A 13,302-nucleotide genomic window follows, 5' to 3' on the forward strand; every position below is an offset into this window, starting at 1 on the left:
TGGTTAGTTGGTATATTGTGTGAGGTAAAATCGCATAGAAAGCTACTCCCTAATTTTAAGCATGTAGTAAGAACAAGCTGTGGGAGACAACATGATACAATGGCTCAAGCAAGATTACTTACCCTTAGGTAAGTAATTGACTTGGATGGAGTAAGGTTGCAATATTTGCACTCCATGATTTCCAAACTATCCTGGATAGCAATCTAATTTAACTTGGTGTTAAGAGGTTATTTTAAGTCTTTGCATGCATATACACTCATATCTACAAGTCTATGCGTATAACCCATCTCGTTATCATACCACGCAAGGACCTTTGCACTTTTGCCAACAGCAAGAGTTTTATCTGGTATAATCACAGCACTTGCATTGCTGCCGATAAAATCACTTGACACACGCATCTCATCATCTACTATGACAAGACCTTTAAATGCTCCATCAAAACTCTTTCCATCTTGAGCTTTATAGAATGCTTCATTAATAGAATCTTTACTTACTTCATTTTTGAGATTTACGCTTAGATCTACCAAGCTTACATCTGGCGTTGGCACTCGCACTGCAATACCATTTAGCTTACCTGATAGATGTGGTAATACAAGCCCAATAGCCTTTGCTGCACCTGTACTTGTGGGAATCATAGAAAGAGCAGCTGCACGTGCTCGACGCAAATCTTTATGTTTGACATCAAGGAGGTTTTGATCATTTGTGTAGCTATGAATGGTACTCATAAGCCCATTTTCAATACCAAATGTAGAATCTAGTATTTTTACAATGGGAGCAAGGCAATTTGTGGTACATGATGCATTTGAGATAACGCTTTCATTATTGTATTGTGTATGATTGACACCATAGACAAAAGTTGGTGCATTGTCAGCTGGAGCAGAGATTATTACACGTTTGACATTACCTTTTATATGCACCTTTGCTTTTTCAAGAGCATTAAATTTACCTGTGCATTCAAGTACTGCTACCGCTTCACCAAAATCAAGATTAAGAGGATCTCTATCGCTTAAGATTTTTACATTTGTGCTTTTGCCAATGCGAAGCGTATTTTCATCTAGTTTTTCGACGTCATAGAACCTATGCACAGAATCATAGCGTAATAAATGCACCAAAGTATCCACACTCGCAGTGGTATTTAATGCTACAAGCTCCACATCATTGCGTTCCCCAATAATTCTAGCTGCACACAGACCAATGCGTCCCGTGCCATTGATTGCAAGTTTAATTGCCATAATTCGTATCCTTTTTTCCTTAAGATATTAAGTGTTTAAGGGCTACATTGTAGCAAAAACTTGCAATTTTTTATAATTTAGATATAAAATAACTTGATTTTCATACAAAAATCAAATAAAATGTTGGTCTATCTTTTTGGAGTTATGCTGAAAGATAAACGATGATTTTATATGAGGAGTTTTTGTTATGAAAAAGAATGATTTTGTAAAAACTATCAAAGAAATTGGTGGTTATGCAAAAAAAGAGGATGCAGAAAAAGCACTTGATTCTGTTATAGACGCAATCACACAAGCGTTGAAGTCAAATGATACAGTGGAGCTTGTAGGATTTGGTAAATTTGAAAATGCTGTTCAGAAAGGCAAAGAAGGTAAAATACCTGGCAGCGATAAGACTTATAAGACAGCGGATAAAATGGTACCGAAATTTAAACCAGGAAAAGCTCTAAAAGATGAGGTTGCAAATATTAAGTTAAAAAAATAGAGTCAAGAAAAAATTATATGTTTTAATCTTTAAAATCGTTATTTCTCTTCAAACAAAAGTTGGCAATTCTTATTTTTTGATTTGGCCATCTTGGCATAGTTAAATTCCTTGTGCTACAATATTAGTTATAGATCATATAGTGTATTTCAAGGAGTAATTATGCCAAAAACTACAAGCATCACTTTAATGCAAGAAGCAAAAAGCATACGAGACATTACTATTAAAAATCAAAGAGTGTTAATTCGTGTTGATTTCAATGTGCCTATGGATAAAGATTTCAATATTAGCGATGATACGCGCATGCGTGAAGCACTACCAACAATTAACTATTGTATTGATAATGAAGCAAAAAGCATTGTTTTAGTTAGCCATCTTGGCAGACCAAAGGGGCGCAGCAGTGAATTTTCATTAAAGCATGTTGTAAAACGATTGGAAAGATTATTGAATAAAGATGTTTTTCTTGCTGATACAATAGAATCTGCAAAAGCAGCTCAACATGAGGGCAGATGTCAAATTATTTTACTTGAGAATATTAGATTCTATGAAGGTGAGACAAAAAATGATGAGACACTAAGCAAGAACCTTGCAAGTCTTTGTGATGTTTATGTGAATGATGCATTTGGGACAAGTCATAGGGCACATGCAAGCACCTATGGTATTGCAAAGTTTGTAGATCATAAAGTTGCTGGTATATTATTAAAGAAAGAGATAGATTCCTTTGCAAAAGTTATTAAGAATCCACTACGACCACTTTTATTAATTGTTGGTGGAAGTAAAGTGAGCTCAAAACTTAGTCTCTTGCAAAGAGTGCTTGATGTGGTTGATAAGATCATTATTGGTGGGGCAATGAGTAATACTTTCCTAAAAGCATTGGGTTATGACATGCAAGCAAGTCTTGTAGAAGATGATTTAATAAAAGATGCGATAACAATACTAGAGAGTGCGAAAGAAAAAAAAGTAAAGGTATACTTGCCTGTAGATATTGTGAGTACAAATAATATTGAGAATCCAAGTGAGATTAAAATCACGCCATCTCAAGACATACCGCAGAATCTTATCGCAGTTGATATTGGTCCAGCAAGTGTTAAGCTTTTTAGCGAAGTGGTTGCAGATTCTCAAACTATTATTTGGAATGGTCCGCTTGGTGTGTATGAAATTCATCAGTTTTCCCGTGGTACTTTTAACCTAGCACATGCGATTGCAAATACCTATGCATTCAGTTTTATTGGTGGTGGGGATACTGCGGATGCGATCGATAAGGCTGGACAACGTGACAATATGAGCTTTATATCTACGGGTGGTGGTGCGAGTCTTGAATTATTAGAGGGGAATATTCTTCCTGCGTTTGAGGTTCTTGATAAGCGGTCATAGATTCTATAATTTCTACAAATGTATCGCTGTCGTTAAGACATTCGCATACAAGATATTCCTTTATGCCAAGCGATTTTGCAAGCTCACCATTTTGTATAACAAGTTCATATTTTGTTTCGGAGTTATCAATTGTAAAGCTTAAAGGATACACAATTATGTTGTTTGGTGCAAGGGATTGAATGGTAGCATCTGTATAAGGACCAATCCACTTAACTGGACCCACTTTTGATTGATAACAAAGCCTTATATCTTTAAATATAATATTATTTTTTTCTAACTCACGTTGCAATAATGCTTGACATTCTTGACATTCTCGCTCATAAGGGTCGCCTTTTTTGATGCGACTTACAGGCACAGAGTGTGCAGATAAAAGTAGCACAAAATCATTGGCATTTCTATCTTTTAAGGTGTTTTTAATGCTTTGTGCAACTGCCTTGATAAACAAAGGATTTGTTGCGTAGCGATCAATTGTCTTTATGTGTGGGTTGAAATTTAGCGTCTTAAGTGCAAGTAAGACATCGCTGAAAGAAGAGTATGTGGTAGTTGAACTATATTGCGGATACATACTAAAAAGCGTGATGTCATGAATGTTTTTTTGCATGATTTCTTGCATAACCGCCAAAGAATAAGGCGGTACATAACGCATTGCATAAGTATAAAATGTGTTTGGGTTTCTTTTTTGTAATTTTTGTATAAGTTTAAAGGTAATCTCTGTTAACGGACTACAACCGCCAATTTTTTCATACATATGTTTGCTTTTTTCAACACGTGAATTCACTATGATATTGCCTAACATGGAACGAAAAAAATTATTCTTAATACTAAGAATACATGGATCATCAAACATGTTTTTAAGAAACACAGCGACTTCATCTAAGTTATTTGGTCCACCCATATTGAGTAACACAACAGCTTTGTTTTGGGTTTGCATATCTTTCCTTGTAAGTTTGGGTATAAGCCTCTTCTTTTGTATGGGAGGTGACACTTTGTGTGAGCATTATATCAAAACTCTTTAAGTTCGTTGGTATGCTATCTTTACGTATATAAAGGCTCTTATATACGCAGAGATAGATTCCAAAGATCCCATATCCTAAGAATCTCTGTATTGATTATATAGAATTACTACTAATTTATTGTTATACAAACACAGGTTATTTTTAATAGTCACAAGATTCTAAGATTACAAGCAACTTCACATGAATTGCTATAATAGTATCTTCTAAGAATGACTAATTGCTCCATCTAATTTTTGTATAAAATGTCTACTTTCTTCTTCCATAGCATTTAGGTGTGTAACGATATGATCGATATCTGTGTTATCCAATTTTTTATCTATTTTTTGTAGTGCATCAAGCACATTTTGCGTAATAATCTTTCTACTTTTATCGACTTCTTGATAGCTTACGAGATCAAAAAGGACATTTTGACAAATTGGATCTTCAAAGAGATGTGATATAGCATGTTTGGTAAAATCTTGTGCTGGTTTAAAAAGCTTAAAACTTAGATATGCATTGGATTTGTATAAGATATGCTCGATTTTTGCTACATTAATAATAAGGCTTTTTTGCAGTATATTAAATGCATGATGCAACGCAATGCTTTCATTGCCAAGATTTTCAAATACACCCGTAAAAGAAGAGATTTTGCTTTGAATTTCGTTGATAATGTGACAGACCTCTTCGCTTCCTGCTTGAATGGTTGCAATTTCTTGCTGCATGGTTTGAATGACAAGTGAGATTTCATCGGTTGCTTTATGTGTATTTTCAGCAAGTTTCCTTACTTCATTAGCAACTACTGCAAAACCTCTACCATGCTCACCAGCTCTTGCAGCCTCAATGCTTGCATTTAAGGCTAAGAGATTAGTTTGTGCTGCAATATTAATGATAAGTTGAATGACGTTCCCAATGTCATTTGAACGTTGTGCAAAATTATTAATAGCATCATTGCTTTGGGTGATAAGCGCTAAGAGATGAGTTGTATTTTCGGCTATTGTCATAATATTTGTTTTATTCTCCTCTGCAATTTGAGTAAGAGACTGGATATTATTATTGACACCATGCATTTTACTCATTTCACGCGTTAAGTCTGTGCTAATATTGTTTAAGTCATAATTTTGATTATCCAAACTCATATTCATGAGAGATTTTGCAAGTGAATTTTGAATACTCTCTTTGGCGTTGATTTCAATGCTATTTAGACAAAAATTGATACTATCTATATTTTTTACAAATGTGCCTTTCAAGCCATCGCCCAATGCTCTCCTATAAAACTCATGATTTTGCGAAGCACTCACAGAAGTATTCACCTCACGTAAAAAAGCTTCAAGATTATCGAGTAAAATATTGAGATTCCCACCAAGTGTTACAAGTTTAGGATCCCCACGCAAGTGTATAACACGATTTTCAAAATCACCATCTTTTGCATGTTCTGTTACTGAAATGATGCGATCCAAAAATTTTGTATATCTTATATTAAGAAATAGACATATTGCTTGTGTGATACACACAACAAAAGCAATACAGCCAACCACAACACTACTACCTAAAAAGCTCAATACACTTGCAATAAAAGAAAATAATGCCCCAACTATTAAAAGGATTCTAAGCAACATATCCATTCCTTTGGAGGTTTAGTATAAGATTATTGTAGGTTAAATTTGCATTTTTTACATACTCAAGGATAAAGTTATATGACTTATTGACACCCTGTGTTTTTTCAATTTGCAGGGTTTGTTTATATATCTTGTCAATGACTGCTATTGCCGCTTCATTTGCTTTTCTACGCACCGAATAGTAGCCTATGATTTGATTATGTTGATTGTAGTTTGGTGTAACATTTGCAAATACCCAATAGAAATTATTGTACTTTGTTTTGTTCTTAACAAATGCAAAGGCTTCTTGACCCTGTTTGATATGTTCCCATAAGATTTTAAAAACACACTTTGGCATATCTTCGTGGCGTACAATATTGTGTGATTTAAATAATACTTCGTCCTCATTATACTCTGCGTAATCTAAGAATGGTTTATTGCAATATAATACATTGCCTTTTAAATCTGTTTTTGAAGTAATTAATACATCTTTATCAAGTATAAGTTCTTGCATATCAACTTCCTCGCGAATGAATATAATGTAAAAAACCGCCATTATAACATTATAAATTGCAAGATGTTAAATTTCATGTAGCGTTAATGCTAGAAAACTGTCATTTTATGATTCTACAATGATTAAACATATTCGTTACAGTAGAATAGGAGATATGACATAAAGTTTGTAAGGATATAGTTTTATTATAATTTGTGATAATTTTACATGCATTTTCATTCAGATGCCCAAGAAGCTCGAAATGCTCTGTGATATTATATTAAGTAAATTTGGGTAGTTAAAGTGTAGGCTATCTATCCAAGCCATATTTGTGCATATTATTATTCAATGGTATTTTCATCAAACACAATACCAACAGGACAATGATCGCTTCCCATTATTTCCGGATAAATATGTGCCTCTTTGAGATTCTTAGTAAGGCATCTTGATAGTAAAAAATAATCGATTCTCCAACCCGTATTATTTTGTCTTGCTTTTCCCATATAGCTCCACCATGTATACATATGTTCCTTGTCTGGATAAAAATAACGATAAGAATCAATAAAACCACTTTCTAAAAGTATGCTCATCTTTTCTCGCTCTTCATCGGTGAAGCCCGCATTTCTACGATTTGTTTTTGGATTTTTTAGATCTATTTCTTTATGTGCTACATTCAAATCACCACATACAATAACAGGTTTATACTGCTCCAGTCCTTTTAAGAATGCACGAAAGTCATCCTCCCATTCTTGTCTATATGCAAGTCTTTCGAGTTCTCTTTTGGAGTTTGGTGTATAGACATTTACAAGAAAAAAAGTTGCATATTCTGCAACAATAATGCGACCTTCTTTATCATGATGTGCTATACCCATGTCATTACAAACGCTTAATGGCTCTGTTTTACTTAGAATAATTGTACCAGAATACCCCTTTTTTTCCGCTTCATTCCAAAATTGATAATATCCATCAAAAGTAAAATCACTTTGATTTCTGTGCATTTTAGATTCTTGAATACAAAATACATCAGCATCTATTGTATTGAAAAAATCCATAAAACCTTTTGTCATGCACGCACGCAATCCATTCACATTCCAAGATATCATTTTCATATTATTGTCCTATTAAAATGTTCAGTTTAAATTTATATGAGAGACATCAATTATAACTATAGAAATATAACATTGCTTAATATAGATATTAAATCATCTTGTGAGCTAAAATTTGTAGTAAAAAAGTAATAAAAGTGTTATTGAAAGTAAAAGGTCTTATTTACATGTGTTTCCTTTTAACACATGTAAATCCGTATATATCTCATAGGTAAAATGAAAATCAAAAGAATTTACAAAATATTTGTTACAATTATTGGGTAACAAACTCTTTACACCATGCAGCATAAGCTAATGACATAGCAGTCTAGGATATTCAACCATGATTTTATATTATGCTTCATTTACGATACAAAAAAAAGTTTAAAGAGAGTGTTTATGTTTCCATTTGAAACAATAGCCCAATAATAAGGAGAAGATAATGTTAGAAATCAGATGGCATAGTAGAGCTGGTCAGGGTGCTGTAACTGGTGCTAAGGGGCTGGCAGATGTGATTGCTGGCACGGGCAAAGAGGTGCAGGCTTTTGCAACTTATGGTTCTGCAAAACGTGGTGCTACAATGGCGGCATTTGATAGGTTTGATGATACTCCTATTCTCAATCATGAGAAGTATATGGAACCAGATTATGTATTAGTGATTGATCCAGGTCTTACTTTTATCGCAGATATTTTTGAAAACGAAAAACCTACAACAAAATACATCATCACAACACATCTAAGTAAAGAAGAACTACAAGAGAAAAAACCAGAGTTAAAAGATAGAGAGTTTTATATAGTAGATTGCATTAAGATTTCTCTAGAAGCATTAGGAAAGCCTATACCAAATGCACCTATGCTTGGTGCTTTCATTAAGGAATCTGGTCTTTTGCCAATTGAAGAGTTCAAAGAAGCATTTAAGAAAGTTTTAGGTAAAAAGTTGCCACAAAAAATTATCGATGCTAATATGGTGGCGATTCAGCGTGCTTATGACGAAGTGCATTAAAATAAAATCATGAAAGGATAGAATATGCAAAATGCAAATAAAGGTTGGAATGACTTATTACCTGGTGCAGTTGTATTTCCGCTTGAAACAGAGGGTGAAAAAAGTCTAGAATTACACCAAGAGGATAGAAAATATACAGATAATAGCTCTTATACACTAAGCGTAGCACACTGGAGAACAGAAAAGCCAGTGCATAATGTTGAACATTGTATTAACTGCTATTTTTGCTGGGTATATTGCCCAGATAGCTCCATTTTGGTGAGAGATGAAAAAATGACTGGTGTGGATTATCAACATTGTAAGGGTTGTGGCGTGTGTGCTGATGTGTGCCCAACAAACCCTAAATCTTTAATTATGTTTCAAGATTTTGTGACAAAAGAAGATGCAATTAGCCAATGGCCAGCAAAAGAGAAGAAAGAGAAGAAGGCATAAGGAGTTAAATAATGGCAAAAGTATATGATTTACAAGAAGTTGAAGTATGGGATGGCAATGTTGCTGCGAGTCACGCATTAAGACAAGCACAGATTGATGTGATGGCGGCATATCCCATTACGCCATCAACACCCATTGTGCAAGATTATGGTACATTTGTTGGAAATGGTTATATTGATGGTGAATTTGTGCTTGTAGAATCTGAACATGCGGCAATGAGCGGTTGTGTTGGTGCAGCTGCTGCGGGTGGTAGGGTAGCTACTGCCACAAGCTCACAAGGGTTGGCATTGATGGTTGAGGTATTATATCAAGCAAGTGGTATGAGACTGCCTATTGTATTAAATCTAGTCAATCGTGCATTGGCATCACCATTAAATATTCATGGAGATCATTCAGATATGTATCTTTGTCGTGATGCAGGTTGGATTCAGCTTTGTACTTGCAATCCACAAGAAGCTTATGACTTTAATCTCATGGCATTTAAAATTGCAGAAGATTATGACGTAAGGGTGCCTACAATAGTCAATCAAGATGGTTTTTTAAGCTCTCATACAGCACAAAATGTGCGTCCTTTAAGTGATGAGAAAGCATATAAGTTTATTGGTGAGTATAAGGCAAAGAATGCGCTTCTAGATTTTAGTAAGCCTGTTACTTACGGTGTGCAAGCAGAAGAAGATTGGCATTATGAGCATAAGGCACAATTACATGCTGCAATTATGGAATCTATGCCAGTTATTGAACGAGTATTTGAGGAGTTTAAAGAAAAAACAGGTCGAGCATATAAGCCTGTGATGAGTTATGACATGGATGATGCAGAAGTAGCAATTTTTGCTATCGGTACGACCGCAGAATCTGCACGGGTTGCAGCAAAAGCTATGAGAGAGCAGGGCATAAAAGCTGGTGTTGTAACTATCCATGTGTTACGCCCATTCCCTTATAAGCAAGTAGGTGAGGCATTGAAAAATGCAAAAGCAGTTGCTATTATGGATAAGTCTTCACCTGCAGGTGCTATGGGTGCGATGTTTAATGAAGTGAGTGCGGCTATTTATCAAGCTGCTACAAATAATCGTCCTATACTTTCCAATTATGTGTATGGTTTGGGGGAACGAGATTTAACACAAAAAGACATTAGAAAGATTTATAGTGAGCTTGCAGAGAATGTTAAAGCAGGAAAGCTTACACACAATGCACAAAGATGGATTTGTTTGCGTGGCAAGGAAATGGGTTTCAATTAAGATTCTTAACTTTGAAGAGATATGTTAAAAGGAAAGATAATGACAAAAGAGATAAAAAATCTAAAACAATTTAGTAAGAGTGCTGAAAGATTTGAAGGTGCACATTTGTTATGTCCTGGTTGTGCCCACGGCATGATTGTGAGAGAGGTTTTAAATGCAGTGGATGGTCCAATAGCTCTTGGAAATTCTACAGGGTGTTTAGAAGTTTCTACAGCAGTGTATCCACATACATCATGGAATGTGCCATGGATTCATATTGGTTTTGAAAATGGTTCAACTGCAATTTGTGGTGTTGAAGCTATGTATAAGGCACTTGAGCGTAAGGGTAGATATAAGGGGCAAAAACCTAAATTTGTAGCATTTGGTGGTGATGGTGCGACTTATGATATTGGATTCCAATGGATTAGTGGTTGTTTTGAAAGAGGACATGATTTTACATATATTTGCCTCGATAACGAAGTATATGCAAACACAGGTGGCCAAAGAAGCGGCTCTACCCCTCTTGGTGCTAGTACTTCTACAACACCAGCAGGAAAGGTAAGTTATGGTAAAAAACAAAAGAAAAAAGATTTATTAAGTATTATGGCAGCACATGGAAGCCCATATGTAGCACAGGTTGCACCAAATAAATGGAAAGATATGAATGCTAAAATCAAAAGAGCAATTGATACAGAGGGACCAACTTTTATTAATGCTATGAGTGCTTGTACGACCGAATGGAAATTTAATTCAAATCACACTGTTGAAATGAGTGATTTAGCCGTAGATAGCCTTGTGTTTCCACTTTATGAGATTATTGATGGACATGAGTTGCGCATCACCTACCGCCCTAAAAATGTTATCCCTGTTAGAGATTACTTGGCTGCTCAAGGTAGATTTAAGCATTTGTTTAAACCAGAAAATGAGCATATAATCGAGCAATTCCAAAAAGATGTTGATGCAAGATGGGAATTATTGCAAAGAAGGGAAGAAGCAAAGTTATAATAGACACTTGGCGAGTTAATCTATCTATTTTTAATGGAGTTGTAGTTTATAAATTGCCTAATAAGATAGATTTTAGAATCGCAAGTTTTTTGATTTATCTTCTCATTTACCTTGGTCGCGTTTATTGTTTGCTTGTATTTGATAGAGTGAATTTTAACGTGATTGGGGTCATATACTCGCTGCATATTAAAGTCCAAGCAGATTGATACAATATTATTTCAGCAGATATAATTTAATGTTTTGCATATTGTTTAATAGAAATTTCTTTGTATAGCAAGAGTACTGCTTAAGAAAACGTGTTTTTAAGTAAAGAAATCTTTTTATGCTCTATTATAGTTTAACATGAAGTTTGCAAATCATACAAAGCATATAGAGATGCAAGTTAAACGATAATTGCATGAGAATTACGCCATGTATCTTATTGTGTTCAAATATTTTCTCTTTTTTGTTAGAATCTGACAATGATATATTTGCAACTGCAAATATATACCCCAATTGTTAAAATACAAAATAAACTAGTAAGTATAAAAGGGTTATGACTATGAAAATAAAATCATATGTATTGAGTGGGGTTTTGCTTGGCATAAGTCATATCATGTATGCTGGGGATATTCAAAATGATATTTATAACCTTAATAACCGAAATAACGCTTCAAACGAAATATTCTATAGCAACAATATGGGGACAACATATACTGGTTGGGCATGGGGTAAAGATTTTACACAAACTTATGAAAATGGCACTTTAATTATTGGAAATATCTCAAAAGATCCAAATGCAAATAATATGCATTGGTTTGGTCGAGGTGGCGATATAGGTTTTATTAATGCTACTTTTAATGCAAAAGAAGTCTATATCACAGGCACGCTTGGTTCTGGGAATAGTTTGAGAACAGGTGGTGGTGCAAATCTTACATTTAATGCAAACAGCAATCTTACATTAGACAATGCATATATACATATAAATCGTGCAGGTACGCAAAATTCGACTACTTCCTTGAATGGACAAACAATCAATATAAAAAATTCAGAATTTAATATAGAAAATATCAATGGCGGTGGCATTAACATTGGTAGTGCAAACACAAACAACATAATTCTTGATAATACGCATATAAAAATGGATGGCGGACAAATAAATGTTATTGCAAAAAATTCAAAGCTAAATTTTGGAGCGATTAATATTGTAAATGGCACACTTGATTTAACACAAGCCAATTATACAGAGCTAACAACACATTCTATCAATATGACTAATTCTAGTTTTCGCTCAAATGAACTCAACATGCTAGGTGATATTGTAAATGGTAGATTTGTGCCGACACAAACTCCAGCATATGGGGCAGATCCTCTTCAGAATCTAGGAAATAGTGGACAAGATTTTACTGCAGATTCTGTAGTAATAGATGATAATAACAGCACGTTAAAAGCAGTTAATGCCACAATTGGAGAGCTAAGTTTCAAGGGGGCAGCATTAAGTGGTGCGACAAAAAAGCTAACTGCAACCATTAGTGGAAAATTAAATATTACAACATTAACAAACCCTTACCATTGGGCTGGGGTGGGTTTTACATCTGAGTTAGATGTAAAAGAGGCGAGTGAAGTGAATATAGGAACTATAAATCATCAAAATTATACAAGTGGCAGCACAATACGTGTCAATACAGAAAATAAGCTTGTAGTAGAAAATATTTCTTTCTCCACAGATGGTATCTCTGGGAGCAATGGGCGTGTGGAGCTTAATTCTTCAAATGGTGATGTTGTGGTTAGAAATGTGGTTGGTTGCAATGGGTCATGCACAGGTGGTTTAGGTATCCGCCCTCTTAATATATTGAAGATATCAGGTAAAAATTTTTATGGTGGCAACATAGAAGCTATAGGTTTAACAACAGCTGGAAGTAATTCTACACTTGATTTAACTGGTGTTATGGGCACAAAATTCATCGATATTTTCTCAATACGTTCAGGTACACTAAAAGCAAGTGATTTTCATATCAATAATTTTGTAGTGTATAAAGGCAACTCTTATTCTGTTGTAGATCAAAATATCGGTAAAAGCTTTATTAATTATCTTTCAATGGAGCTTGGTACGAGTGATACGGCTGATGGAGCAGATATTAGATTTACTGGTGGGGGTGAGATTCTAAATTTTAATGTAATTGATGCTAGACCAACTTCATTTATTCATATGAGTGGTGATAAAGCAAAAAAGATTAACTATGTAAATACAAATATTATGAATATTAAGGAAGCTGAAGTCAATCTCCATAATGGTATCTTTAATACAATAGTTTCGCAAAAAGGACAAACAGCAATCGCATCTAACACTAAAATAGTTGCCAATGCTTTAAATGTCAATGAGCTTCTACACATCAAAGATTCTAGTAAGCATAGTG

At 34.5% G+C, this 13,302-nt stretch carries 12 protein-coding genes; 7 read left to right on the forward strand and 5 right to left on the reverse strand.

Going from position 1 to position 13,302, the window contains the following annotated elements; translation table 11 throughout:
• Positions 1–227 precede the first annotated feature (227 nt).
• Positions 228–1,232: a type I glyceraldehyde-3-phosphate dehydrogenase gene (gene gap, locus LS81_RS05335; RefSeq protein ID WP_034346745.1), complete on the reverse strand. Its 1,005-nt coding sequence runs from the start codon at positions 1,230–1,232 to the stop codon at positions 228–230.
• A gap of 187 nt (positions 1,233–1,419) precedes the next feature.
• Between gap and LS81_RS05340 the strand changes: the two genes are divergently transcribed.
• Both LS81_RS05340 and LS81_RS05345 read left to right on the forward strand, forming a co-directional pair.
• Positions 1,420–1,713, forward strand: a complete 294-nt coding sequence (locus tag LS81_RS05340) for an HU family DNA-binding protein (RefSeq protein WP_034316696.1) — start codon at positions 1,420–1,422, stop codon at positions 1,711–1,713.
• Positions 1,714–1,872: 159 nt separating this feature from the next.
• The gene (locus tag LS81_RS05345; protein WP_034346747.1) at positions 1,873–3,084 is read left to right on the forward strand and encodes a phosphoglycerate kinase; all 1,212 of its coding nucleotides are present in this window, start codon (positions 1,873–1,875) and stop codon (positions 3,082–3,084) included.
• On the opposite strand, the gene hemH is transcribed toward LS81_RS05345, so the two are convergent.
• The 4 genes from hemH to LS81_RS05365 all read right to left on the reverse strand — a co-directional run bounded on the left by hemH (position 3,005) and on the right by LS81_RS05365 (position 7,276).
• Entirely contained in the window at positions 3,005–4,015 is a 1,011-nt protein-coding gene (gene hemH / locus LS81_RS05350) for a ferrochelatase (protein WP_034346748.1), read from the reverse strand. The two genes, LS81_RS05345 and hemH, sit on opposite strands and share 80 nt — an antisense overlap.
• Positions 4,016–4,303: 288 nt before the next feature.
• Complete coding sequence (locus LS81_RS05355; RefSeq protein WP_034346749.1) at positions 4,304–5,695, reverse strand: methyl-accepting chemotaxis protein; 1,392 nt, start codon at positions 5,693–5,695, stop codon at positions 4,304–4,306.
• Positions 5,685–6,188, reverse strand: coding sequence for a PAS domain-containing protein (locus LS81_RS05360; protein ID WP_034346750.1), 504 nt, complete (start codon positions 6,186–6,188; stop codon positions 5,685–5,687). Before LS81_RS05360 ends, LS81_RS05355 begins: the two co-directional genes overlap by 11 nt.
• A 320-nt stretch (positions 6,189–6,508) precedes the next feature.
• Positions 6,509–7,276: an exodeoxyribonuclease III gene (locus LS81_RS05365; protein WP_034346751.1), complete on the reverse strand. Its 768-nt coding sequence runs from the start codon at positions 7,274–7,276 to the stop codon at positions 6,509–6,511.
• Between the two features lie 418 nt (positions 7,277–7,694).
• Between LS81_RS05365 and LS81_RS05370 the strand changes: the two genes are divergently transcribed.
• The 5 genes from LS81_RS05370 to LS81_RS05390 all read left to right on the forward strand — a co-directional run.
• Positions 7,695–8,255 carry a pyruvate flavodoxin oxidoreductase subunit gamma gene (locus LS81_RS05370; RefSeq protein WP_005218890.1) on the forward strand — a complete coding sequence of 187 codons (561 nt, stop codon included), beginning with the start codon at positions 7,695–7,697 and terminating at the stop codon, positions 8,253–8,255.
• A 24-nt stretch (positions 8,256–8,279) separates the two neighbouring features.
• On the forward strand, positions 8,280–8,687 hold the full coding sequence (locus LS81_RS05375; RefSeq protein ID WP_034321291.1) for a 4Fe-4S dicluster-binding protein: 408 nt from the start codon (positions 8,280–8,282) through the stop codon (positions 8,685–8,687).
• Between the two features lie 11 nt (positions 8,688–8,698).
• Entirely contained in the window at positions 8,699–9,922 is a 1,224-nt protein-coding gene (locus LS81_RS05380) for a 2-oxoacid:ferredoxin oxidoreductase subunit alpha (RefSeq protein ID WP_034346752.1), read from the forward strand.
• 39 nt (positions 9,923–9,961) lie between these two features.
• Positions 9,962–10,906 carry a thiamine pyrophosphate-dependent enzyme gene (locus LS81_RS05385; protein WP_034321287.1) on the forward strand — a complete coding sequence of 315 codons (945 nt, stop codon included), beginning with the start codon at positions 9,962–9,964 and terminating at the stop codon, positions 10,904–10,906.
• Positions 10,907–11,447: 541 nt separating this feature from the next.
• On the forward strand, positions 11,448–13,302 hold a 1,855-nt coding region (locus tag LS81_RS05390), incomplete at its 3' end, for a vacuolating cytotoxin domain-containing protein (protein WP_201798950.1).

The sequence above is a fragment of the Helicobacter trogontum genome (genome assembly GCF_000765905.2).
Lineage (GTDB): Bacteria > Campylobacterota > Campylobacteria > Campylobacterales > Helicobacteraceae > Helicobacter_A > Helicobacter_A trogontum.